This is a genomic window from Actinomycetes bacterium (genome assembly GCA_036000965.1).
In the GTDB taxonomy this organism is placed as follows: Bacteria; Actinomycetota; CALGFH01; order CALGFH01; family CALGFH01; genus DASYUT01.
This window is the reverse complement of record DASYUT010000180.1, coordinates 1-24,909: the sequence shown is the minus strand read 5'-3', so window position 1 is coordinate 24,909 and position 24,909 is coordinate 1. Positions and strand designations below refer to the sequence as shown.

General features: G+C 73.4%; 19 protein-coding genes and 1 pseudogene. 13 read left to right on the top strand and 7 right to left on the bottom strand.

What is annotated here, in order from left to right; all coding sequences use genetic code 11:
- Positions 1 to 58: 58 nt before the first annotated feature.
- Complete coding sequence (locus VG276_16455) at positions 59 to 610, bottom strand: C40 family peptidase (protein ID HEV8650937.1); 552 nt, start codon at positions 608 to 610, stop codon at positions 59 to 61.
- Between the two features lie 495 nt (positions 611 to 1,105).
- The gene (locus tag VG276_16450) at positions 1,106 to 2,251 is read right to left on the bottom strand and encodes an aminotransferase class V-fold PLP-dependent enzyme (protein HEV8650936.1); all 1,146 of its coding nucleotides are present in this window, start codon (positions 2,249 to 2,251) and stop codon (positions 1,106 to 1,108) included.
- A gap of 254 nt (positions 2,252 to 2,505) precedes the next feature.
- On the opposite strand from VG276_16450, the gene VG276_16445 reads away from it, so the two are divergent.
- From VG276_16445 to VG276_16400, 10 genes and pseudogenes are all read left to right on the top strand, one after another.
- A complete protein-coding gene (locus VG276_16445) occupies positions 2,506 to 4,164 on the top strand; it encodes a DUF885 family protein (protein HEV8650935.1) in 1,659 nt (552 codons plus the stop codon).
- 190 nt (positions 4,165 to 4,354) lie between these two features.
- Positions 4,355 to 6,514: an RNA degradosome polyphosphate kinase gene (locus VG276_16440; protein ID HEV8650934.1), complete on the top strand. Its 2,160-nt coding sequence runs from the start codon at positions 4,355 to 4,357 to the stop codon at positions 6,512 to 6,514.
- Positions 6,515 to 6,841: 327 nt separating this feature from the next.
- A complete protein-coding gene (gene tkt / locus VG276_16435) occupies positions 6,842 to 8,860 on the top strand; it encodes a transketolase (protein ID HEV8650933.1) in 2,019 nt (672 codons plus the stop codon).
- Between the two features lie 51 nt (positions 8,861 to 8,911).
- Positions 8,912 to 10,036, top strand: a complete 1,125-nt coding sequence (gene tal / locus VG276_16430; protein ID HEV8650932.1) for a transaldolase — start codon at positions 8,912 to 8,914, stop codon at positions 10,034 to 10,036.
- Positions 10,037 to 10,058: 22 nt separating this feature from the next.
- Positions 10,059 to 11,015, top strand: a pseudogene (gene gnd, locus VG276_16425) (decarboxylating 6-phosphogluconate dehydrogenase).
- Complete coding sequence (zwf, locus tag VG276_16420) at positions 11,012 to 12,559, top strand: glucose-6-phosphate dehydrogenase (protein HEV8650931.1); 1,548 nt, start codon at positions 11,012 to 11,014, stop codon at positions 12,557 to 12,559. The pseudogene gnd and the gene zwf overlap by 4 nt, the downstream one beginning before the upstream one ends.
- A complete protein-coding gene (locus VG276_16415; protein HEV8650930.1) occupies positions 12,556 to 13,647 on the top strand; it encodes a glucose-6-phosphate dehydrogenase assembly protein OpcA in 1,092 nt (363 codons plus the stop codon). The genes zwf and VG276_16415 overlap by 4 nt, the downstream gene beginning before the upstream one ends.
- Positions 13,648 to 13,695: 48 nt before the next feature.
- Positions 13,696 to 14,481, top strand: a complete 786-nt coding sequence (gene pgl / locus VG276_16410) for a 6-phosphogluconolactonase (GenBank protein ID HEV8650929.1) — start codon at positions 13,696 to 13,698, stop codon at positions 14,479 to 14,481.
- A 172-nt stretch (positions 14,482 to 14,653) separates the two neighbouring features.
- Positions 14,654 to 15,958: a citrate synthase gene (locus VG276_16405; GenBank protein HEV8650928.1), complete on the top strand. Its 1,305-nt coding sequence runs from the start codon at positions 14,654 to 14,656 to the stop codon at positions 15,956 to 15,958.
- 14 nt (positions 15,959 to 15,972) lie between these two features.
- Positions 15,973 to 16,992, top strand: coding sequence for a YihY/virulence factor BrkB family protein (locus VG276_16400; protein ID HEV8650927.1), 1,020 nt, complete (start codon positions 15,973 to 15,975; stop codon positions 16,990 to 16,992).
- Between the two features lie 64 nt (positions 16,993 to 17,056).
- Here VG276_16400 and VG276_16395 read toward each other — a convergent pair whose 3' ends face one another.
- Positions 17,057 to 18,091 (bottom strand): histone deacetylase family protein, encoded by a 1,035-nt coding sequence (locus VG276_16395; GenBank protein HEV8650926.1) that lies wholly within the window; start codon positions 18,089 to 18,091, stop codon positions 17,057 to 17,059.
- A gap of 242 nt (positions 18,092 to 18,333) precedes the next feature.
- Between VG276_16395 and VG276_16390 the strand changes: the two genes are divergently transcribed.
- The 3 genes from VG276_16390 (at position 18,334) to VG276_16380 (ending at position 21,705) form a co-directional block, all read left to right on the top strand.
- Positions 18,334 to 19,611: a crosslink repair DNA glycosylase YcaQ family protein gene (locus tag VG276_16390; GenBank protein HEV8650925.1), complete on the top strand. Its 1,278-nt coding sequence runs from the start codon at positions 18,334 to 18,336 to the stop codon at positions 19,609 to 19,611.
- A gap of 71 nt (positions 19,612 to 19,682) precedes the next feature.
- Complete coding sequence (locus tag VG276_16385) at positions 19,683 to 20,795, top strand: homogentisate 1,2-dioxygenase (GenBank protein ID HEV8650924.1); 1,113 nt, start codon at positions 19,683 to 19,685, stop codon at positions 20,793 to 20,795.
- A 184-nt stretch (positions 20,796 to 20,979) separates the two neighbouring features.
- Complete coding sequence (locus VG276_16380) at positions 20,980 to 21,705, top strand: site-2 protease family protein (GenBank protein ID HEV8650923.1); 726 nt, start codon at positions 20,980 to 20,982, stop codon at positions 21,703 to 21,705.
- Positions 21,706 to 21,778: 73 nt separating this feature from the next.
- Here the strand turns inward: VG276_16380 and VG276_16375 are convergent, their stop codons facing one another.
- The 4 genes from VG276_16375 to VG276_16360 form a co-directional block, all read right to left on the bottom strand.
- Positions 21,779 to 21,934: a hypothetical protein gene (locus VG276_16375; GenBank protein ID HEV8650922.1), complete on the bottom strand. Its 156-nt coding sequence runs from the start codon at positions 21,932 to 21,934 to the stop codon at positions 21,779 to 21,781.
- On the bottom strand, positions 21,931 to 23,583 hold the full coding sequence (locus VG276_16370; protein ID HEV8650921.1) for a DHA2 family efflux MFS transporter permease subunit: 1,653 nt from the start codon (positions 23,581 to 23,583) through the stop codon (positions 21,931 to 21,933). Before VG276_16370 ends, VG276_16375 begins: the two co-directional genes overlap by 4 nt.
- 103 nt (positions 23,584 to 23,686) lie before the next feature.
- Entirely contained in the window at positions 23,687 to 24,388 is a 702-nt protein-coding gene (locus VG276_16365) for a hypothetical protein (protein HEV8650920.1), read from the bottom strand.
- 104 nt (positions 24,389 to 24,492) lie between these two features.
- On the bottom strand, positions 24,493 to 24,909 hold a 417-nt coding region (locus VG276_16360; GenBank protein HEV8650919.1), incomplete at its 5' end, for a hypothetical protein.

The window sequence follows — 24,909 nt, the reverse complement described above, 5'->3', positions numbered from 1 at the left end:
GGGCGGGACCGGCGGCGTGAACGTGGCCCCTGCGCAGCGTCAACAGGTCATGCGGGGATCAGACGATGATTCGTCTGGCTCCGACCAGGCCTCTGGTGCGCATCTTCACCATCTTGACCGGGACGCCCCTCCGCGAGGCGTGGACCATCTTGCCACCGCCGACGTACAGGGCGACATGGCTGATCCGGCCCGATCCTCTGCTGTAGAAGAGGATGTCTCCTGGCAGGAGCTTGCGGACCGACACGCGCTTGCCATACCTCCACTGCATCCGCGAGCTGTGCGGGAGCCTGATGCCCACCGCCCGGTAGGAGGCGAGCACCAGCCCAGAGCAGTCATAGGCGCGCGGGCCAACGGCGCCCCAGCGGTACCGCTTGCCGATCGCCTGCTTGGCATAGGCGACCACGCGGCCCCGCTTGGCGGCCTTGCGGGCCGCCAGCGAGGACGCCGCGACGGCGGCGCGGGGCGCATGGACAGAGACAGCCACCGGCGCGGCCTGGGCCGGCGCGGTGGCTGTGGACGGGATCGCCAGCGCGCCAGCGAGCGCGGTTGCGGCGATCGAGCGGATCAGGACGTGTTTTGGGACATGCCAGGAACGCAGGGCATTCTGCACGAGCGTCGTACTCCTTGTTGTCTGTGAGCGCCTGACCCGGCCTTCTGGGGGATGGCTCGGGGTCGGGGGAAGGTGGCGCTTCGGCTGGCAGATGGCCATGGCCCGGTTACGGGCGGGTCACAAATTAACCTCAGCAACCGGGATTGGCCATTCCGACCGCAAACACCGCCTCGACGGCATCGGCGGATACTGCGCCTGAGCAGTGATGATGCGCGTTCCTAAGAATTTCATCCACAGGCCACCCAGAAGCGGACGAACCTGTCGATCCTAGTGACTCCCCTTCGAAGGGCTGCCGGTCGGCGCCTCGCCGGCATGGGATGTCACCGAAGCCTGGACGCCACGGGAGCCCGGCAGCCTGGACGCCACGGGAGCCCGGCAGCCTGGACGCCGTGGGAGCCCGGCAGCCTGGACGCCGTGGGAGCCCGGCGCCGGCCGGGCAGCCCTTGCCGGGGTCCTCACGAGCCTGGCTCAGCGACCAGCCCGGACGAGCCTGGCTCAGCGACCAGCCCGGATCGCGGCCACCTCGGCGACCACCGCGTCGCACTCGTCGTCGACGGTGTAGAAGTGCGGTCCCAGGCGCAGGCCGGCGCCCGGCCGGTAGTCGCAGGTGAAGCCACGCCGGATCAGCTCCTCGGTGGCCTTCTCGGCGCCGTCGAAGTCGACCACCACGCTGCCCCCGCGCCGGCGCACGTCGGCCGGGCCGCGCATCACCGCCCCCTGCTCGACGAACCCCTCGAGCAGCCGTGCAGTCTGATGCTGGGACTTCGCCCGGATCCCCGCCACCCCGGCCTCGGCCACGATCCGGTAGCCCTCGGCCGCCATCACGTGCGCCGCCACGTTGGGCGTGCCGGTCACGAAGCGGCCCGCCCCCGGGGCATGCCTGGTCGGGGCGGGCTCGAACGCGAACGGCGCCGCGTGGCCGAACCAGCCCACCGAGCGGGGGGCGAGCCGCTCGGCCACCTCGGGCCGGGCGTACAGGTAGCCGGTGCCCGGCCCGCCCAGCAGCCACTTCACCGACCCGCCGACCGCGAGGTCGACGCCGAGCGCGGCCAGGTCGACCGGGACGGTGCCGGCCGACTGGTAGGTGTCGAGCAGGACGAGCGCACCGACCTCGTGGGCGCGGGCCACGATCGGGGCCGGGTCGAGCAGGGCGGAGGACCGGAAGGCGACGTGGGTGACGGCGACCAACGCGGTCCGCTCGTCCACGGCGGCGGCGACCCGCTCGGGGTCGACGGTGAGCTGCCCGGACGGCACGACCACGACCTCGGCCCCGGCCATCTCCTGGGCCCGGTACAGGTAGTCGCAGGTGGAGAACTCGAGGTCGGTGGTGACGAGCCGGTTCCGGCGGCCGTGCCAGTCCACGCACGAGAGCACCTGGCCGGCCAGGACGGAGACGTTCGGGCCGAGCACGACCGACCCCTCGGGGGCGCCGAGCAGCCGCTCGAGGATCGCCGCGGTGGCCCGGACCTGCTCGAGCCAGCCCCTCCAGGCGCCCACCCCCTCGGCCGCCCACTCCTCGGCGAAGCGGGCCAGGGCGCCCGGGACCGAGTCGGGCATCGGCCCGAGGGTGTGGGCGGCGAGGTAGGGCGCACCGTCCAGGGTGGGGAAGCGGTGGCGCCAGGCCAGCAGGTCGTCGGCCACGTCATGCCCTCCTCGGCGGCTCGGGACGGTCCCCATCGTACGCACCGCGCGGGCCAGTCATCGGGGGACGGTCCCCATCGAACGCACCGCGCGGGCCAGTCATCGTAGGCACCGCGCGAGCCAGGTCGAGCGGCCCGCCACCGGGAGCGGGCGCCCGCCCGGTCGGTGGTCAGCGGGTGATCTCGCGGCCGGCGTAGACGGTGAAGCTGCGGGCGCCTGCCGCGCTCAGGCAACCGGTAGTACCCTGCCCGGCCATGGACAAGCGACTGCGGGCCCTGTGCGACCTGGCCGTGAGCGCCGTGCGCGAGAACGCCGGGCTGCACGAGTACGACGGGCGGATCCAGGATCTCTCCCCGGCCGGGGTGCGGGCCGGGCTGGCCCGGCTCGACAGGTCCTCGCCCGCCCCGGGCAGCGCGTCCTCACCCGCCCCGGGCAGCGCGTCCTCGCCCATCCCGGGCAGCGCGTCCTCGCCCATCCCGGGCAGCGTGTCCTCGCCCATCCCGGGCAGCGTGTCCTCGGCCGCCCCGGGCGGGCCGGGGCCGGGGTGGTCCGCCCACGACGAGGCGCACCTGGCCGCGTTCGAGGCCCTGGCCCGGGTCGAGCTGGGGGAGCTCGAGGAGCACCGCTGGAACCCGCTGCTGCACGTCGACGCCATGGACCTGTCCTGCTACGACCGGGAGTACGCACCGGCAGCAGCGCGGGCCGAGGCGCGCCGCCGCCACCTGGCCGCCTGGCCCGAGGCGGTCGACGCGGCCCGGGAGAGCCTGGACCGGGTGCCCCGGCCGGTCGCCGAGGCGCTGCTGCCGGCCGTGCGCGGGCTCGCGGCCGGGCTGGACCCGGCCGACCCGGTGGCCGCGGCCGCGATCGCTGCGCACGGCCGGCTCGTCGGCCATGTGGAGCGGGCGGCGACCGGCGGCGACCCCGACGCGGCCCTGGGCGGGCCGGCACTCCAGCGGCTCCTCGGCGTCGGGCAGGCCATCCCGGTCGACCTCGGCCGGCTGGAGGAGCGAGCCGACGCCGAACGCGACCGGCTGCGGGCGATGCTGGACGACGCCTGCGCCCGGCTCGCGCCCGGCCGCCCGACCGCGGCGGTGGTCGCCGGCCTGCTCCGCGACCATCCCGAGGCCGTCGGCGTGATGGAGGAGGCACAGGCGGTGACCGCCGAGGCGATCGCCTTCACCGCCGAGCACCGGCTCGTGCCCGACCTGGACGGCGAGTGCGTGGTCGGCCCGGCGCCGCCGTCGCGCCGCTGGGCGCTGGCGATGATGTCGTGGGCGGCGCCGTATGAGCCGGACGCGCCCTCGCGCTACTACATCACCCCGCCCGAGCCGGACTGGCCGGCCGAGGAGCAGGAGGACTGGCTGGCGGTGTTCAGCCGCTCGACCCTGCCCGCGATCACCGTGCACGAGGTCGCCCCCGGGCACTTCGCGCACGGGCGGAGCCTGCGCCGGGCCGAGGGTGACGTGCGCAGGACCCTGCACTCCCCGGCGTTCGTGGAGGGCTGGGCCCACTACGCCGAGGAGGTCTGCGTCGAGCTGGGGTTCCGGGACGGCGACCCGCGCTTCGCCGCCGGGGTGGCGCTCGAGGCGCTCACCCGGGTCACCCGGCTGGCCGTGTCGCTCGGGGTGCACCGCAGCTCGATGCCCATGGCCGATGCGGTGCGCCGGTTCGAGGCGGACGCGTTCGTGTACGGGCCGGCCGCGGCGGCCGAGGCGACCCGGGCCACCTACGACCCCACCTACGGCCGCTACACCTGGGGCAAGCTCGAGATCCTGCGCCTGCGCGAGCAGGCCCGCTCGGCCTGGGGCGGCGGCTACTCCACGCAGCGGTTCCATGCCGAGCTGCTGGCGCTTGGCGCCCCGCCCCTCGGCCTCATGGGCGACATCCTCGACGGGACCGGCCGGACGGGCTGAGCGGCGGCAGACCCGGCTGAGCGGCGGACCGGGCTGAGTGGCGCGGACCGGCACGGGACCTTCAGGACGCGCGCGCGGATGCCGAACCGGGTGAGCGACGGGGGGCCGGCGGGCATGGCCTGCTATGCAAGCCCCGCACCTGGTGCGACCATGGGCGGACCACCGTGTCACCGGTTGAGGAGACGCTGCCGTGACCGAGACCACCGAAGCCGTACGGGAGGACGAGGACGCGACCGAGCAGTCCAGCGAGGCGGCCGCCAGGGAGCGGGACCTGTTCGATCCTTACCTCTACCTGAACCGTGAGGTCTCCTGGCTGCAGTTCAACGACCGGGTGCTCGCGCTGGCCGGCGACCCGGACACGCCGCTGCTCGAGCGGCTGCGGTTCCTCGCCATCTTCGCCACCAACCTCGACGAGTTCTTCATGGTCCGCGTCGCCGGCCTGCGCGAGCAGGTGGAGGCGGGCATGGCCACCCGCGGGTCGGACGGCTGGACCCCGAGCGAGACCCTCGAGGCGATCGCCAAGCACATCGGGCCGTCGGTCGAGAACCAGGTGCGGATCTTCCTCGACGAGGTCCTGCCCGCCCTCGAGGCCGAGGGGATCCGCCTGGCCGACATGGAGGAGCTGGGCAAGCGCGACCTCGACTACCTGCGCGACTACTTCATGGACCAGGTCTTCCCAGTGCTCACCCCGCTCGCGGTCGACCCGAGCCACCCGTTCCCCTACATCTCCAACCTGTCGCTCTCCCTGGCCGTCACCGTCCGCGACCCGTCGAGCCGGCGCGACCGGTTCGCCCGGGTCAAGGTACCCGGCATCCTGCCCCGCTTCGTGCCGCTCGGGTACAGCAGCACCTTCGTGCCGCTCGAGCAGGTGGTCGTCTCCCACCTCGACCAGCTCTTCCCGGGCATGACCGTGGTCGAGGCGCACCCGTTCCGGGTGACCCGGGACGCCGACATCGAGCTGGCCGAGGACGAGGCCGACGACCTGCTGCTCGCGGTCGAGCAGGAGCTGCGGCGGCGGCGCTTCGGCGCCGTGGTGCGGCTCGAGGTGGCCGCGTCCATGCCCGAGCACGTCGTCCGGCTCCTGCAGCGTGAGCTGGAGGTCGACGACAGCGCCCTGGTCACCGTCGAGGGCCCGCTCAACCTCGGCGACCTCATGGGCCTGGCCGGCAGCGTGGACCGACCCGAGCTGGCCTACGAGCCGTGGGTGGGCACCACCCAGCCGCGGCTGCTGGCCACCGGCGAGGAGGGCGCCAACCTGTTTCGCACCATCCGCGAGGGCGACCTGCTGGTCCACCACCCCTACGACGCCTTCTCGAGCTCGGTGCAGCGCTTCATCGAGCAGGCCGCCGACGACCCGAACGTGCTCGCGATCAAGCAGACCCTGTACCGCACCGACGGCGACTCGCCGATCGTGTCGGCGCTCATCCACGCGGCTGAGACCGGCAAGCAGGTGGCGGTGCTGGTGGAGCTGAAGGCCCGCTTCGACGAGGCGTCCAACATCGGCTGGGCCCGCGCGCTCGAGCAGGCCGGCTGCCACGTCGCCTACGGCCTGGTCGGCCTGAAGACCCACTCCAAGGCCGCCCTGGTCGTCCGCCGCGAGGGCAGCGGCATCCGCCGCTACCTGCACATCGGGACCGGCAACTACAACGCCAAGACCGCGCGGCTGTACACCGACATGGGCCTGCTCTCCTGCGACGAGGACCTGGCCGCCGACCTGACCGACCTGTTCAACTCGCTGACCGGGTACGCGCGGCGGGTCCGCTACCGCAAGATCCTGGTCGCCCCGGACGGGCTGCGCGACCAGCTCATCGAGCGCATCCAGCGGACCGCCGAGCGGCACTCGAGCCGCCGGCCCGGCCGCATCGTGATGCAGATGAACTCGCTGGTCGACGCCGCCTGCATCCGGGCCCTGTACGCCGCCTCCCAGACCGGTGTGGAGATCGACCTGGTGGTCCGGGGGATCTGCCGGCTGCGTCCGGGCGTGCCCGGGGTGAGCGAGCACATCCGGGTGCGCTCGGTCATGGGCCGCTTCCTCGAGCACTCCCGGGTGTTCGTGTTCGGCAACGGCCGCGGCCGCGAGTACTACATCGGCTCGGCCGACCTGATGCCCCGCAACCTCGACCAGCGGGTCGAGGTCGTCACCCCGGTGGACGACCCCGACCTCACCAAGCGGCTGCAGGGCGTCCTCGACGTCATGCTGGCCGACAACGTCCAGGCCTGGGAGCTCGGCGAGGACGGCACCTGGTCGCAGCGGCGGCCGGTCGAGGAGGAGCAGCCGGTCGCCACCCACAAGGTGCTGCGCGAGCTCGCCCTCCGCCAAGGGGTGGAGGCCCGCCGGACGGGGCAGTAGCCCCGCCGGCCTGGTCTGGGCTCGCCGGCCCGGTCTGGGCCCACCCGGTCCTGTCCCGTCTGGGGCCCGCCGGCCCGTCTGGGGGCCACCCGGTCTCGTCTGCCACCCGCCGCCGCCGGCTGCGGCCGGCCCCCGGAGGCAGGTTGTGGACGCGCGGTCGGGGGCGCCCTCGCGGGGGTAGCCTTTGGAGCGAGCCTCACGCCGCTGCCCGCTCACCGACCATCAGCCCGAGGAGCCGCTGTGACCACCCAAGCCAGCGCGACCACCGAAGCCGCCCGAGGCGCCGACCTCGACCGCCTCGCCGTCGACACCCTCCGGGTGCTCGCCATGGACGCCATCCAGAAGGCCGGGGACGGCCACCCGGGCACGGCCATGGCGCTGGCCCCCGCCGCCTACGTGCTCTGGACCCGGTTCCTCACCTTCGACCCTGCCGACCCGGACTGGTTCGACCGCGACCGCTTCGTGCTCTCCAACGGGCACGCCTCCATCCTCCAGTACGCGGCGCTGCACCTGGTCGGCTACGACCTGACCATGGACGACCTGAAGCAGCAGCGGCAGTGGGGCTCGCGCACGCCCGGGCACCCCGAGCGCCACCTGACCCCAGGGGTCGAGGTCACCACCGGACCGCTCGGCCAGGGCGTGGGCAACTCGGTCGGGTTCGCGGCCGCCGAGCGGTTCCTGGCCGACCGCTACAACCGGGACGGGCACCGGGTGATCGACCACCGGACCTGGGTGTTCGCCTCCGACGGCGACATGATGGAGGGCGTGGCCAGCGAGGCGTCCTCGATCGGCGGCTTCCTCAGGCTCGGCAAGCTCACCCTGCTGTACGACGACAACCACATCACCATCGACGGCCCGACCGAGATCGCCTTCGCCGAGGACGTCGAGGCCCGCTACCGGGCCTACGGCTGGCACACCCAGCATGTCGAGGACGCCAACGACCTAGAGGAGATCGCCGCCGCCTACCAGGCCGCGGTCGAGGAGCCCGACCGGCCCAGCTTCATCCGGCTGCGCAGCCACATCGCCTGGGGCGCGCCCCACGCCCAGGACACCTCCAAGGCGCACGGGGCGGCGCTCGGCGAGGAGGAGGTCCGGGCGACCAAGCACGTCTACGGCTGGGACCCCGACAAGCACTTCTACGTGCCCGACGGCGTCTACGACCGCTGGCGGGCGCGGGTCCCGGCCAACCAGCAGGCCCGGCGCCAGTGGTACCAGCGCCTGGAGGCCTACGCCCAGGCCGAGCCCGACCTGGCCGCCGAGCTGCAGGCGGGCATCAGGGGCGACCTGCCCGAAGGCTGGGACGCCGACCTCGACAAGCTGTTCACCGAGCCGAAGAAGCAGGCCACCAGGTCGGCGTCGAACGTGGTCATGAACGCGATCGCGGCGCGGCTGCCGAACTTCCTGGGCGGCTCGGCCGACCTGGCCGAGTCCAACAAGACCGAGCTGACCGGCGCCGGCGACTACGGCCCGGACGGCCCCGGGCGCAACCTCCACTACGGCGTCCGCGAGCACGGCATGGGCGCGGTCACCAACGGCCTGGCCGGGCACGGCGGCCTGCGCCCCTTCGCCGCCACCTTCCTGATCTTCTCCGACTACATGCGGCCCGCCGTCCGCCTGGCCTGCCTGATGGACCTGCCCGTGGTGTACGTGTGGACCCACGACTCGGTCGGGCTGGGCGGGGACGGGCCCACCCACCAGCCCGTCGAGCACCTCGCGAGCCTGCGCGCGATGCCGGTCCTGCGCGTGGTCCGCCCGGCCGACGCTCCCGAGACCGCCGAGGCGTGGCGGGCGGCGATCCGCCGCACCGACGGCCCGACCGCGCTCGCGCTCAGCCGCCAGGACCTGCCCCCGATCGACCGCTCCACCCACGCCAGGGCCGACGGGCTGCACCGCGGCGCCTACGTGCTCGCCGAGGCCCAGGGAGGCGACCCGGAGCTGATCCTGATCGCCAGCGGCAGCGAGGTGTGGGTGGCGCTGGCCGCCCGCGACCAGCTCCAGGCCGGCGGCATCCCCACCCGGGTGGTCTCCATGCCCTGCTGGGAGCTGTTCGAGGACCAGGACCAGGCCTACCGCGACCAGGTCCTGCCGCCGGCGGTCAGCGCCCGCCTGTCGGTCGAGGCGGCGGCACGGTTCGGCTGGGAACGGTGGGTCGGCGACGCCGGCGAGGCGTTCGGCATCGACCACTTCGGCGCGTCCGCGCCGGGCGCCACCGTGCTCGAGAAGAACGGCTTCACCCCCGACAACATCGCGGCCCGGGCCAGGGCCGTCCACCAGCGGGCCGGTCGCCGCAGCGGCTCCGGGTCCGCCGCCAGCGGCGGGGGCCCGCCCGACGACCTGCCCGCCTGACGATCCAACGGCAGCGCGCGCACGCGCGCGAGCGCAGCAAAGGAGCCTGACATGACCCGTCCACTCGAAGAGCTCACCCGCCAGGGGGTCGCCGTCTGGGTCGACTCGATCGCCCGCGACTGGCTCCAGAAGGGGGAGCTGCGCCGCCTCCGCGACCAGTACTTCGTCGTCGGAGTGACCTCCAACCCGACCATCTTCCAGAAGGCCATGGGCGAGGGCTCGTTCTACGACGACGACATCGCGCGGCTGGCCCGCGAGGGCCTGGACGCCAAGGCCATCTTCGAGGCGCTCGCCCTGGACGACATCCGGGCCGCCGCCGCCGAGCTCGAGCCGGTCTACGAGCAGCACGCCGGCGACGGCTACGTGTCGTTCGAGGTGGACCCTGGCATCGCCAACGACACCGACGCCACCGTGCGCGACGCGCGACGGCTCTTCGACACCCTCAACCGGCCCAACGTGTTCATCAAGATCCCCGCCACCGCCGCTGGCATCCCCGCGATCCGGGCCTCGATCGGCGCCGGCATCAACGTCAACGTGACCCTCATCTTCTCGATCGAACGGTACCGGGAGGTCATCGAGGCGTACCTGGCCGGGCTCGAGGACCTGGCCGACGCGGGCGGGGACCTCGAGTCGGTCGCCAGCGTCGCCTCGTTCTTCGTGAGCCGGGTCGACACCAACGTCGACGCCAAGCTGCAGGCGGTCGTGGAGCGGGGCGGCCCCGACGCCGAGCGGGCCAGGGCCCGCCTGGGCACGGCCGCGATCGACAACGCCAAGCTCGCCTACGAGGTGTTCCAGCAGACGTTCACCGGGCCGCGCTGGGAGGCCCTGGCCCGCGAGGGCGCCCGGGTCCAGCGCCCCTTGTGGGCGTCGACCTCCACCAAGAACCCGGCCTACCGCGACGTGATGTACGTCGAGGAGCTGGTGGCCAGGCAGACGGTCGACACCATGCCGCTGGAGACCATCGAGGCGTTCGCCGACCACGGCGTGGTCCGCGGCCAGACCGCCACCGAGGGCCTCGACCGGGCCCACGCGCTCTGGTCGGACCTGGCCGCGCTGGGCATCGACGAGGCCACCGTCGGCCGGGAGCTCGAAGAGGAGGGCGTGAAGAAGTTCGCCGACAGCTACCAGGCCGCCCTCGACACGGTCGAGGCCAAGCGCGCCAGGGTCGTCGGCTGACCCGCACCCTCGACAGCAGCGTGGCAGGGAGGACACCAGCGTGGACATCGGCATGGTGGGGCTCGGACGGATGGGGGCCGGCCTGACCCGCCGGCTGCTGAAGAGCGGCCACCGGGTGGTCGCCTTCGACCGGTCGCCCGAGACGATCGAGGCGGTCGCGGCCGACGGCGCCGAGCCCGCCGCCACCCTCGAGCAGCTCCGCGACAAGCTGGAGCCGCCGCGGACAGTCTGGGTGATGGTCCCGTCCGGGGCGCCGACCCAGGAGGCGATCGACCGGCTCGCCGAGCTGCTCGACCCCGGGGACGTGCTGATCGACGGGGGCAACTCCCACTTCCGGGACTCGGTGGCCCGGGCCCGGGCCCTCGCGGCGAAGCGGATCGCCTTCCTCGACGTCGGCACCTCCGGTGGCGTCTGGGGCCTCAAGGAGGGCTTCTGCCTGATGGTCGGCGGACCCGAACATGCGTTCGCCCAGGCCGAGCCGGCCTTCCGCACCCTCGCCCCCGAGGGCGGCCACGCCCACGTCGGCCCGTCCGGGGCCGGCCACTACGTGAAGATGGTGCACAACGGCATCGAGTACGGCCTCCTCCAGGCCTACGCCGAGGGCTTCGAGATCCTCCACGCCAGCGACTACGACCTCGACCTGCACCAGGTCGCCGAGCTCTGGCGGCACGGCAGCGTGGTGCGCTCGTGGCTGCTGGACCTGATCGCGTCCGCCTACGCCAAGGACCCGGAGCTGGCCGGCTTCAGCGGCTGGGTCGAGGACTCCGGCGAGGGGCGCTGGACGGTCCAGGAGGCCCTGGAGAAGGACGTGCCCGTCCCGGTCATCAACCTGTCGCTGATCATGCGGCTGCGCTCGCGGGTGGAGGACTCCTACGCCGACAGGCTGATCTCCGCCCTGCGCAACGAGTTCGGCGGCCACCCGGTGCACACGAACGAGTTCGGCGGCCACCCGGCGCACAGGACGGAGGTGCCGCGGTGACCTCAGGGGACAGCAACCCGCTGGTGGTCGGTGACCGGGTCCGGGCCACGCCGCCCCCGACCGCGATGGTGGTGTTCGGCGGCTCCGGCGACCTCGCCCATCGCAAGATCGTCCCCGCGCTGTACAACCTCGAGCTGCACCGGCTGCTGCCGCAGAACTTCGCCATGGTGGGGTCCTCGCGCACCGAGTTCTCCGACGAGGAGTACCGGGCCGACATGCGCAAGGCGGTCGAGGAGTTCTCCCGCACCCAGCCGATCCAGAAGGAGGTGTGGGAGTCGTTCGCGAGGCGGCTGCACTACATCAGCGGGTCGTCCAACGACCCCGACACCTATGCCCGGATCGGCGACCTGCTCGACCGCTTCGACCGCGACTTGGGCACCGACGGCAACCGCCTGTTCTACCTGTCGCTCATCCCCAGGCTGTTCCCCGACACCGTCCGCGGGATCGGCAAGTCCGGCATCGGCGGCCGGGCCTGGGACCGGGGCTGGTCCCGGGTGGTGGTCGAGAAGCCGTTCGGCCACGACCTGGCCTCCGCCCGCGAGCTGCAGGCCCTGGTCACCGAGGTGTTCCCCGAGCGCGACGTGTTCCGCATCGACCACTACCTGGGCAAGGAGAGCGTCCAGAACATCATCGCGTTCCGCTTCGCCAACGGCATCTTCGAGCCGGTCTGGAACCACCGCTACGTCGACCACGTGCAGGTCACCGTGGCCGAGTCGCTCGGCATCGAGCACCGGGGCCACTTCTACGAGACCGCCGGCGCGATCCGCGACATCATCCAGAACCACGCCCTGCAGGTCCTCGCCCTGGTCGGGATGGAGCCGCCGGCCACCTTCGAGGCCGAGGACGTCCGCAACGAGAAGGCCAAGGTGCTCAAGGCGGTGCGCCGCATGACCGGGGAGACGGTCGACCGCAACGTCGTCCGCGGCCAGTACGGCGAGGGCTGGGTCGACGGCCAGCAGGTGCCCGCCTACCGGGACGAGCACGACGTGGCGCCCGACTCGGCGGTGGAGACCTACGTGGCGCTCGAGCTGCTGATCGACAACTGGCGCTGGGCGGGCACCCCCTTCTACCTGCGCACCGGCAAGCGGCTGCCCAAGCGGGCCACCGAGGTCGTGGTCCAGTTCAAGGCCGCGCCGCACCTGCCGTTCGGGGAGGCGGCCCAGGACGGGCTGGAGCCCAACGCGCTCGTCCTGCGCATCCAGCCCAACGAGGGCATCACCATGAAGTTCGGCGCCAAGGTGCCCGGCCCGTCCATGGAGGTCCGCTCGGTCAACATGGACTTCTCCTACGGCACCGCGTTCGCCGACGACCTGCCCGACGCGTACGAGCGCCTGCTGCTCGACGTGATGGTGGGCGACCCGACCTTGTTCCCCCGCTGGGACTCGGTCGAGCTGGCCTGGCAGGTGGTGCAGCCGATCCTGGACCGCTGGGCCGAGGCGCCCCCGCCCGACTTCCCCAACTACGCGGCGGGGGAGTGGGGCCCGAAGGCGGCCGACGAGCTGATCGCGCGCCACCAGCCCGGCCGGCGCTGGAGGCGGCCGTGACCGAGACGGCCCGGCGGGGCGAGGTGCGGGGCTGGGGGCTGGAGCCGGTCGCCCTGGCCGACGTCGAGAAAGTCCTCGAGCGCCAGCGCAGGGAGTGGGAAGGCGACCACGGCATGCTCGTGCGTGCCAGCGTGGCCAATCTCGTGGTTGTCTGCCCCGACCGGGCCGCCGGCCAGCAGGCGCTGGCCGCGGTCGAGCGGCTCGGGCCGCGGGCGCCGTCACGCTGCGTGGCGCTGATCGCCGAGCCACCCGAGGGCAGGAAGGGGGTGCGCGCCTGGGCCCGGCTGGTCCAGCAGGACCCCAGGAGCGGGCCCGGCATGGCCTGGGACGAGGTGGTCGTGCAGGCCACCGTCCCCCCGCGCCACCTGACCGCGGTGGTGCTGCCGCTGCTACTGCCCGAGCTGCCGGTGTTCACCTTCTGGTGGGGTACGCCGCCGTTCGCGCACGAGGCGTTCGACGAGCTCAACTCGGTCAGCAACCGGCTGATCGTCGACTCGGCCGCGTTCGCCGACCCGCCCGCCGACCTGGCCAGGCTGGCCAAGGCGGCCTCGGCGCTGACCGCGGCGCTGTCGGACTGCGTTTGGCAGCGGCTGACACCCTGGCGGGAGCTGCTCGCCGCGCCGTTCGGCGGCCCGCCGCTGCGCAGCGCGGTCGACCGGGTGCGCTGGCTGCGGGTGGACGCGGTCGAGCCAACCGCCGGGCTCGAGCTGACCGGGTGGTTCGCCTCCCGGCTCGGCTGGGCGCTGGACCGGGCCCACCTGAGCGGCGACGACTGGGTCGCCCGGTACGCCACCGAGCGGGGCACCTGCGAGGCGCGCATCACTCAGGCGCTCGGGTCAGGCACCCTCACCAGGGTCGACCTGCAGGTCGCCACCGACGACGGCCCGGCCAGCATCCGGGTGGAGGCGCCGCCCGGCCACCTGGTCGCCACCGTTGAGACGCCCGGGCACCCCACCACCCGCCGCAAGGTCGGTCTGGCCGGCCTGGTCAGCGACCCGGCCGGGCTGGGCGCCGAGCTGGAGGTGTTCGGGCGCGAGCGCATCTTCGAGGAGGCCCTGTTGCAGGCGGCCACCCTGGCCGAGCAGTAACCACGGCGGGCGCACCAGCGGCCGGACGGGCGCAACGAGGGGCGCCGCGTGCCCGCCGGGCGCACCAGCGGCCGGGCGGACACGAGGAGGGAGGGGAGCGCCATCGGTCGGGTGGAGGTGGTCCAGGACGCGGGCGCGCTGGCCGAGGCGGCCGCGCGCGCGGCCATCGCCGACATCGAGGCGGCGGTGGACGCGTACGGGTCGTGCACGTGGGTGCTGACCGGCGGCACCAGCCCGGTGGCCGCCTACCGCCGCCTGGCCGGCCATGACCTGCGAGCCGGGGTCGAGTGGGAGCGGGTGCGGGTGGCCATGGGTGACGAGCGCTGCGTGCCGGTCGACCACCCCGAGTCCAACTGGGGCCAGGCATCCGCGGCCCTGCTCGACCACGTCCCGGTGCCCGAACGGAACCTGCTCCGCCTGCGCGGCGAGCTGCCCGCCGCGCAGGCCGCCGCCGAGTACGAGGCCAGGCTGCGCGCGCTGCCGCCCAACCCCGCCGGAGTGCCCCGGCTCGAGCTGGTCTGGCTCGGGGTGGGCCCGGACGGGCACTGCCTGTCGCTGTTCCCCGGCCACGCGGAGCTCGAGGTGGTCGACCGGCTGGTGGTCGCGGTCCACGGCGCGCCCAAGCCACCGCCCGACCGGGTGAGCCTCACCCTGGCCGCCCTGGCCGGCGCCGAGCGGCTGCTGGTGCTGGCCGCCGGGCAAGAGAAGGCCGCGCCGGTCGCCCAGGCCCTGACACGGCTGGACTCCGACCTGCCCATCGCCCGCGCGGTGGCCACCGTCGAGCAGGCCGGTGGCGCGGTCACCTGGCTGCTGGACCGGGCCGCGGCCGGGTAGCGCAGGCTCCGGGCAGGTCGCCGGGGCCGGCTACCCGGTCGCGCCTCGCGCAGGGCCGGGCGGCCGGCTGGCGCATCCGCAGCCGGCGTAGCGCCGCCAGCGGGTTAGTGGTAACCCAGGTCACGGTAGGGTTCAGGGAGCCGCTCGCCCGCGCGCGATGAATGGAGTCGCCATGTCGGAGCAACCAGGCACCGGCACGCTCAGCGTGACCGACAGCCGCACCGGACGGACCTACGAGATCCCCATCGAGGACGGCGCCATCCGGGCCACCGCGCTGCGCCAGATCAAGGTCGGCGACGACGACTTCGGGCTGCTGTCCTACGACCCCGCCTTCCTGAACACCGCCAGCTGCCGCAGCGCGATCACCTTCATCGACGGCGACAAGGGCATCCTGCGCTACCGCGGCTACCCGATCCAGGAGCTGGCCGAGCGGTGCACCTTCCTCGAGGTCGCCTACCTGCTGATCGAGGGCGAGCTGCCCGACCAGGCCCAGCTCGCCGGGTGGCGGCAGGAGGTCACCCACCACACCCTCATCCACGAGAACGTCAAGAAGTTCATCGACGGGTTCCATCACGACGCCCACCCGATGGGGATCCTCGTCAGCACCGTCGGCGCCCTGTCGACCTTCTACCCCGACGCCAAGAAGATCCACGACGCTGGCAAGCGGCACGAGCAGATCGTCCGGCTCATCGCCAAGATCGCCACCCTGGCCGCGTTCGCCTACCGGCACGCGATGGGCCTGCCCTACGCCTATCCCAACAACGAGCTGTCCTACGCGGGCAACTTCCTGAACATGATGTGGAAGGCGGTGGAGCTCGAGTACAAGCCCGACCCGATCCTCGAGCACGCCCTGGACGTGCTGTTCATCCTGCACGCCGACCACGAGCAGAACTGCTCCACCAATGCCATGCGGGCGGTCGGCAGCTCCCACGCCGACCCCTACTCGGCCGCGGCAGCGGCGGCCGCCGCCCTCTACGGCCCCCTCCACGGCGGCGCCAACGAGCAGGTCCTGCGCATGCTCGCCGGGATCGGCTCGGTGGACCAGGTACCCGACTACGTCCGCCGGGTCAAGGCGGGCGAGTTCCGGCTCATGGGCTTCGGGCACCGCGTGTACAAGAACTACGACCCCCGGGCGACGATCATCAAGCAGGTGGCCGAGGACGTGTTCAAGGTCACCGGCATGAACCCGCTGCTCGAGATCGCGGTGGAGCTCGAGCGGATCGCCCTCGAGGACGACTACTTCGTGAGCAAGCGGCTCTACCCCAACGTGGATTTCTACTCGGGCATCATCTACCAGGCCATGGGCTTCCCGGTGGAGATGTTCCCGGTGCTGTTCGCGATCGGCCGCATGGCGGGCTGGCTGGCCCAGTGGCAGGAGGGGCTGCTGGACCCCGAGCAGAAGATCGCCCGACCCCGCCAGCTCTACGTCGGGAAGCCCGAGCGTCACGTCCCCGAGGACCGGGGCGACAAGCACTGAGCCGGGCGCCGGCGATGGGGTGGGCTCAGGGGCTGCTGCGGGCGTTCGACCGTTTCCAGCAGCGGCAGCCGTGGCTCGGGTTCCCGATCGCGGTGGTCAAGAAGTACGGCGACGACCAGGGCGGCCACCACGCCGCCCTGCTCGCCTACTACGGGTTCTTCTCGCTGTTCCCGCTGCTCATGGTGCTCACCACCCTGCTCGGGTTCGTGCTGCAGGACCGGACCGACCTGCAGCAGCGCATCCTCGACTCGGCCCTGACCCAGTTCCCGGTGATCGGCAACGACATCAAGGAGAACCTCGGCGCCCTGCCCGGCAGCGGGACGGCCCTGGCCGTCGGGCTGCTGACCGCCATGTACGGCGGGCTGGGGGTTGCCGAAGCGGCCCAGAACGCGATGAACGGGGTCTGGAACGTCCCCCGCAAGCGTTACCCGAACTTCTTCGTGCGGCGGATCCGCGGCCTGCTCTGGCTCGTGACCCTTGGCGGCGGGCTCCTGCTCGTCACCGTGGTGTCGGGCGTCACCGCGGCCGGGGACTCGGCCGCCTCGCGACTGGCCGGCATCGGCATCTCCCTGGCCGTCGACACGCTGCTGTTCCTGCTCGGCTTCCGGGTCCTCACCGTCCGCACGGGGGCCGTGCGCGAGCTGCTGCCCGGGGCGGTGCTCGCCGGGCTCGGCTGGCTCGTGCTGCAGCAGCTGGGCGGCTGGTACGTCGACAGCCAGCTCAAGCGGGCGAGCAACACCTACGGGACGTTCGCGCTGGTGATCGGGCTGCTGTCGTGGCTGTACCTGGCCGCGACGGTGACGCTGTACGCGGCCGAGCTCAACGTGGTCCGGGCCCGGCGCCTGTGGCCGCGCAGCCTGATCCAGCCGCCGCTGGCCGGCGCCGACCAGCGGGTCCTCGAGGCGCTGGCGAAGCAGGAGGAGCGCCGGCCCGAGGAGACCGTCGAGGTCGTCTTCCACGCCGAGGAGCCCGGCGACGGGCGCCCCGCCGAGCCCGACTGGGCCGACCCCGACCCCCCCGCTCCGCGCGGCTGAGGCCGGCTGGCGGGGACCGGAGCGCGGGGTCGACGTCACCTGGGGCTGGGTGCCGTCCCGCTGGTCAGCGGGCGCCCTGGAACCCGGCAAGGGTGGCCACCGCGCAGTCGCCGATCGCGTCGAGCGCGTAGCCGCCCTCCTGCACGAACAGCGTGGGCAGGGCGAGCCCGGCCAGCAGCCGGCCGATGCGCGGGTAGGCGCCGGCGCCGAGTCCGAACCCGCCGATCGGGTCGTCGACGAACGTGTCGAAGCCGAGGCTCACCACCAGCACGGTCGGGTCGAAGGCGGCCACCGTCCCGGCCGCCTCCTCGAGCGCGCGCAGGTACTGGCCGTCGTCGGTGCCGTCGGGGAGGGGCAGGTTGCAGGTGGTGCCCGCGCCCGCCCCGGCGCCCACCTCGCCGGCGTTGCCGGTGAAGTAGGGGTAGTGGACGGCCGGGTCGCCGTGGAGCGACACGTACAGCACCCCGGGGTCCTCCCAGAACACGTCCTGGGTGCCGTTGCCGTGGTGGAAGTCGACGTCCACCACCGCCACCCGCCCCAGCCCGGCCAGGGCCCGGGCCGCGATCGCCGCGTTGTTGAGCAGGCAGAAGCCGCCGAAGTAGCCCGGGCCGGCGTGGTGCCCGGGGGGCCGGCAGAGCGCGAAGGCGGCCGGGGCGCCCTCGGCGACCAGGTCCGCGCCGGACAGGGCGACGTCGGCGGCGGCGCGGGCAGCCCGCCAGCTCCCCGCCACCAGCGGCGTGGCGGTGTCGAAGCAGAACCAGCCTGGTCGCCCCAGGCCGGAGACGGGCGGTCTTGCCGACCCCCGGCCCAGGCCCGGCACCGGGAAGGTGTCGGGGACGAGCACGTCCGGGCCGTGGTGGGCGCGCCAGTCGTCCCAGGCGGTCTCCAGGAAGTCGAGCAGGACGCGGTCGTGCACGGCCAGCAGCGGCTCGGGGCCGTGCTCGACCGGGTCGGTGACCGGGTGGCCGGCGCCGGCCAGGGCCGAGCGGAGCACTTCGCCGCGGGCGACCCGCTCCCACACGGGCTTCACGGTCCGGCCGAAGTTGATCTCGTACGGGGGGTCGTGGGCGCGGTGGGCGTCGCAGGCCACGACGGGCATCGGCTCCATGAGCCAGGACCGTACCGTACCCGGCCCCGGACGCCCAACGGGGCCCGCCCAGTCCCGCCAGGGCAGTCGGCACCACCTGGGCAGCGACGCACCCGGGCCTCGATGCGACCGGCGGCACCGCCTTCCTGCGTGGCGGGCCCTGAGGACGGCACGGCACCGGGCACTGGGCGCGCCTGCTTGCCTGGCACGCGTAAGGGCCGGCGCTGTCGGCGGTGTCCGGTAGGGTTGGTGGCATGCCCGACTCGCTCTCCATCGGCCAGGCGCGCCGGCTCGCCCTGGCCGCCCAGGGGCTGCTCCGCGCGCCCGCGGCGCGGGCGGCCGGGCCGGCCGCCATGCGGGCCGCGCTGCAGCGGCTCGGCGCAATCCAGGTCGACTCGATCAACGTGGTCGCCCGCAGCCACGAACTGGTCGTGGCGTCCAGGGTGGGCGCCCACGACCCGGCCGCCTTCGAGCGCCTGCTGTACAGGCGGCGGGCGGGGTTCGAGTACTGGGGCCACGCCGCCTCGTTCCTGCCCATCGACAGCTACCGCTGGTTCCTGCCCCGGATGCGCCGGATGGCGGCGACCACCCGGGGCTGGTGGGCCGGGGTCCGCACCGAGCACGCCGAGCTGTACCCGAAGGTCCTCGCGCGCATCGCCGAGCAGGGGCCGCTGGCCGCCTCGGCGTTCCGGGAGCCGGACGCCGGGCTGCGGGGGACGTGGTGGGACTGGGCTCCAGCCAAGCACGTGCTCGAGGACCTGTTCGACCAGGGCGTGCTGCTGGTCCACGACCGGGTCCGGTTCGAGCGCCGCTACGACCTGGCCGAGCGGGTCCTGCCGCCCGGGCTCGACGTGTCGGTCCCCTCCGAGACCGAGGCCGCGGTCGCCCTCACCGTGCTGGCCGCCCGCGCCCTCGGGGTGGGCACCGCGGCCGACCTGGCCGACTACTTCCGGCTCCCGCCCGCCGAGGCCAGGCCCGCGCTGGCCGAGGCGGTCGCCAGCGGGCTGCTGGCCGAGGTCGCGGTGCAGGGCTGGGCCAAGCCGGCCTACCTGGTGCCCGGCACGCCCGTGCCTCGGGGAGCGGGCGCCCGCCCACCGGTCCTCCTCAGCCCGTTCGACTCCCTCATCTGGTTCCGGGAGCGGACCGAGCGGCTGTTCGGCTTCCGCTACCGCGTCGAGGTGTACGTGCCCGCGGCCAAGCGGCGCCACGGCTACTACGTCATGCCCGTCCTGGCCGGCGACCGGCTGGTCGCCCGGGTCGATCCCAAGCACGACCGGCCTGGCGGCCGGCTGCTGCTGCGGGCGCTCACCCTCGAGGACGGCGGCGACCGGGCCGAGGCGCTCGCGGCCACCGCCGTGGCCGCCCGGCACCTGGCCGCCCACCTGGGGGCGGCCGACGTCGAGCCGGGCGAGGAGGTCGAGCCGAGGCTCGCCCGGGAGCTGGCCGCCGCCCTGGCCGCCGCCGGCGGCACCGGCCCGGCTGCGGCCCGGGCCGCCACCGGACCACTCGAGGAGGACGCGGCCTCCGGCTGAGCCCCGCCACCCGCGACGGGTACGCTGCCGGTACGCCTTGGGGCGACGCCGCCGAGACCGAGGAGGGCGCGATGATCCCGCAGTCGAAGGGGAGGGTGACCAGGCAGGCGCACGTCGACCTGCCCGCCGGGACCTACGAGGAGGAGCACGGCCGCCAGGCGTTCACCGGGCGGGCCTCGCACCTGTACCGGACCGCACCGCCGACCGCCTGGGTCAAGGTCGAGGGGCCGCTGCGGCCCTGGGCCTTCGACTGGAACCAGGTGACGCCGCCCGACCAGACCGACCCCGAAGGCGACCCGCTCGTCGTGCTCTCCAACGAGGACCTGGCCATCCTGGTGTCGCGCCGGGCCGCGCCGATGCCGTTCTTCGTCCGGGACGCCGACGGCGACGTCATCTACTTCGTCCACCGGGGCACGGGCACGCTGGAGACCGACTACGGCCCGCTCGGCTTCCGGCCCGGCGACTACCTCGTCGTGCCCAAAGGCACCACCCACCGGGTCGTCCCGGAGACCACCGACAACTTCTTCCTGCTCATCGAGGGCGACGAGTTCGTCCTGCCCGACAAGGGGCTGCTCGGCCACCACGCCCTCTTCGACCCGGGCGTGCTGGAGACCCCCGAGCCCGACCCGCACGACGAGCGGGGGGAGTTCCGGGTCAAGGTGCGGCGCCGCAGCCAGGTCACCACCTTCACCTTCCCGCACCACCCGCTCAACGTGGTCGGCTGGCAGGGCGACCTGGCGCCCTACCGGCTCAACGTGGCCGACTTCCGGCCGGTGGTCAGCCCCCGCTACCACCTGCCGCCGAGCGTGCACACCACCTTCCGCTGCCGCGGGTTCGACGTCGCCACGTTCGCGCCCCGCCCGTTCGAGACCGAGCCAGGCGCCCTGCGGGTGCCCTTCTACCATTCAAATATTGACAACGATGAGCTGCTCTTCTACCACGACGGTGATTTCTTCAGTCGCAAGGGAATCGACAAGGGGATGGCGACCCTGCACCCGGCCGGCGTCCACCACGGGCCCCAGCCGGGCGCGGCCGAGGGGGCGGCCAAGAAGGAGACCACTGACGAGGTGGCGGTCATGGTCGAGTGCCTGCAGCCCCTCACCGTCAGCCCGGAGGCCGAGAAGGCCTCGGTCGACACGTACGCCACCTCCTGGGCCCGCGGCATGGGGCTGCTCGACCGGTAGCGGCACACCGCTGGCGGCAGGGGGCAGCGGCAGGGGGCAGACATGGGACCCGCCGCCAGCTACCCTGCGGGAAGGCTGCGTGACGCGGACGGTGCCCCGCTGGGGGCGGGAACCAAGCCGGCGGCAAGCGCGTACGTGCTGTGACACGCCTGGTGCGCAGGCACCCCGGACGAAGGAGCGCGGCTTGGGGCGGGGGCTCGACGTCGGACGGGTGCTCGGTGTCCCGGTCCGTCTCGACCTGACCTGGTTCCTCGGCCTGCTCGTGTTCACCGCGGGCACCCTCGACGTGTGGGCGCCCACGGTCACCGGGGCCGGCGCGCTCGCGCTCTCGCTCGGCTTCAGCCTCGCCTTCTTCGCCTCGGTGCTGACCCACGAGCTGTGCCACGCCCTGGTCGCCCGCGCCCTCGGGGTGCCCACCGCCGAGGTCACCCTCTACGTGTTCGGCGGCGCGGCCCGCATCGTCAGCGAGCCCGGCGGCCCCGGCGGCGAGGTGCTCATGGCCATGGCCGGCCCGCTCGCCTCGGTCGTGCTGGCCGGGCTGTTCGCGCTCACCAGCCAGCTCGCCACGGGCTGGGTGGCGCAGCTCGCATGGTTCCTCGGCGCCGGCAACCTGGTGCTGGCCGTGTTCAACCTGCTCCCCGGCTTCCCCCTGGACGGCGGCCGGCTGGCCAGGGCGCTGGTCTGGAAGCTGACCGGCCGCCGGGTCCTCGCCACCCGGATCACCGCCTGGCTCGGCCGCGGCCTGGCCGTCCTGCTCGTCGCGGGCGGCGGCGTGGCCATGCTGCTCGACCACTCGCCCCGCTACCTCCTCCAGGTGGTGCTCGGGTTGTTTCTGTTCCGGGCTGCCGTGGAGGGCGAGCGCGCGGCCAGGCGCACCGACCACCTGCACACGCCGTCCGGTCCGGGGTGACCGGCCCCTCGCGAGAAGGCCGGGGTGACCGCCCCCTCGGTCACTCTGCGGACGTCCTGGCCGAGCTGGAACGTCAGTTCCCATCGAGAACGTAGAAAGCCTCGTCAAACCCTGGATGGACATGCAGCGGCGAGCCGGGGAAATCGGCTGCGACTTCCTCTTCGATGACGGCAAGCTGACCGTTGCTCTCATCACTCGCAAGATGGATGGTGATTGGAGAGTTGGTCATCGTCTTCTCCTTCTCAGCTGAAGTTCGTCGGCACCTGCGGTTTCGGTTGCGGGAGGGTGCCTCCGGCCTGGCGTCTTGTAGCCGTTGGATCCAGCGTCTGAGCCTCCAGCTTCGGGATGGCGTGCAGGGTCTGGCTGTCTGGAGGACGCGTGCGCGGCGGTGGGCGCGTTGTCGCCAGGATGCGGTGGCCGGCCGGCGGTGATCATGATGGTGGCGAGCAGCGCGGCTGCCGCGAGGATGCCAGCGCCCCACGCGATGGCCACGGTGTAGCCGTGGACGAGACCCTGGGCCGCGGTGGCGGTGGCGGAACCTCGCGCGTGTGCGGCCAGGTAGGCGGCGGTGGCGCTGGCGGCGATGGTGTTGAGCAGCGCGGTGCCGATCGACCCGCCGACCTGGTTTGCGGTGTTGACCATCGCCGAGGCGATCCCGGTCTCGTGTGGGGCGACTCCTTGGGTGGCGAGGCTGAAGACCGGCACGAACACGCAGCCGATGCCCAGGCCGGTCAGGATCTCGGCGGGCAGGGCGTGGGTGGCGTAGGCGCTGTCGGGGTGGAGCTGGGTGAGCCACACTAGCCCGGCGGTGGCCACCAGCAGGCCGGGAGCGATCAGTGCCCTTGGCGGCACGCGGGGCAGCAGGGGGCTGGCGATACCCGCGGAGCTGGCCACGACCGCCGCGGTCATCGGTAGGAACGCCAGCCCCGCCCGCACGGGCGAGAACCGCAGGACGACCTGGAAGTAGTAGGTGAGCAGCAGGAACATGCCGTACATGCCGACGACCGCAAGGGCCGCCGACAGGTAGGCGCCACCGCGGTTGCGGTTGGCCACGATGCGCAGCGGCAGCAGCGGGCTGGCCGAGCGGGACTCCTGCGCCACGAACAGCGCCAGCCCGACCGTGCCCGCCACGAAGAGGCCGACCACGGTGTGCGCACCCCAGCCGTGGGATACCGCCTGGGTGCAGGCGTAGACCACGGCGGCCAGGGAGCCGGTCGCGAGGAGCACGCCGGGGATGTCAAGGCGCGGCCTGCCCGCCGGGCGCAGGTCGGGGAGCGCGGCCCAGCCGCCGGTCATGGCGATGACCGCGATCGGCACGTTCACATACAGGCACCACCGCCAGGCGAGGTACTGGGTCAGCACGCCGCCGAGGAGCAGGCCGGCGGCGCCGCCGCTGCCGGCGATCCCGCCGTAGACCGCGAACGCTCTTGCCCGCTCGGCGGGTTCGGTGAAGGTCACGGCGAGCAGCGACAGGGCCGTGGGCGCCAGGATCGCGGCGAAGGCCCCTTGGAGGGCCCGGCCGGCCAGCAGCATCCCAAGGCTGGTGGCGGCGCCGCCGAGCGCCGATGCGGCGGCGAACCCGGCCAGCCCGATCAGGAACGCCCGCTTGCGCCCCAGGTAATCGGCGATCCGGCCGCCGAGCAGCAGCAGCCCGCCGAAGGCGAGCGTGTAGGCGGTGATCACCAGCTGCCGGTTCGCATCGGAGACGTGCAGCGCCCGCTGCGCCGACGGCAGGGCGATGCTCACGATGGTCGCGTCCAGGGCGATCATCAGCTGCGCGAGCGAGACGACCACCAGCGGCGCCCAGCGCGGTGCGACGGTCGGTCGCGGCTGGGGTCGAGGACTTGGACCAGGCGATGGTCGAGGGGCGTCAGGCATCGTCGGTGGCCTCCTTTGCAGCACCCGCCGACGGTCGCGTCCCGCCGCTCATCGTCTCCGCGCTGGTCCGTTACCCAGACCGTGGATCTGCGCCGTACATCGGTTAGGTGTGCCCTCGGCGGAACGCGAGGTCTGCGGCCTGCTGGAGCGGGCGTGCGCCGCGGGCGAGCCTGACCCCAGCGACGCCGCTGACCAGCAGCCCGGGGAACCGCCCGGCCGGGATGAGCCACCCCGCGGGCTCCCAGAGGAAGTAGAGCGGCGAGAGCAGGCTCGAGGCCGCCGAGACCAGCCCGGTGATCGCCACCGGCCGGGGCAGTTCGCCGGTGCGCAGCCCGGCCAGCGCGAGCGCGCCGGTGAGCACGCCGAACCCGACGCCGTGCACGGGGCCGCCGGCTACGAACTCCCGCCTGGCCAGCTTGGCCGCGTCGTCGTCATCATTCTGGCCGGTGAGCATTGCGTGGGTCACCGCGGAGGTCGCCAGCGACGCGGCGGCGAGCCCGCCGCCGGCGACCGCCGCCGCTTGGAGCACCCGCGACCCTCGGCCTGTGCGCCCGGCCAGCTTGGCCACTGACGTGGTGAACCGCACCAGTGAGGCCGCCGAGATCGCCTGGCCGGCCGCGCTCAGCCGGGCCGGGCCGGCGTTCTGCGTGAAGTACTCGCGGATCTGGGCGGGGTCCGCGCCGGGGCGCGGGAAGGGACCATCGGCGAGGGCCATCGCTCCGGCCACCCCGGCGATGAAACTGACGCCGGTCAGGAGGCCGCTCAGCGCCCCACGATCGGGAGGCGACGTGGCTGTGACAGGCATGCGCGATCCTTCCTCTGGAGCCGGTGGGTGGCGTTCGTACGTGGTTGGGGTGGTGGTTTCTGGGGCTGCCGACAGTGAACCATCCGCTCTTGCTTCGCTGGCCGTCAGGAATCGCCCACACACCGGTAGAGCGCGTCGATCAGCCCGGCGGAGAACGTTCCGATCATGTCGAGCTGGCTGCGCACGAAGCCGACGGAGATCCGATGCTCCGGGTCGCAGAAGGCGATCTCCCCTCCGCCTCCCTCGGATCCGAACGCCGACTCCACCGGGCCGTACCGAAGGCCCCGCCCCGGCGCGGCGAAGTTCCCGATGTAGCCAAGGCCCCACGGCACGATCAGCGACTGCCCGCCCGGGTCATCCTCGCTGGTCGCATCGGGACTGCGCACCTGCACCGTGCCGAAGGCGCGCACCGTCTGAGGCGACAGCAGCCGGACACCGTCCAGCTCGCCGCCCATCGCCAACATCGCGAACAGACGGGCCAGGCCGCGCGCTGTCGAGGTCCCATTCGCGGAGGGGATCTC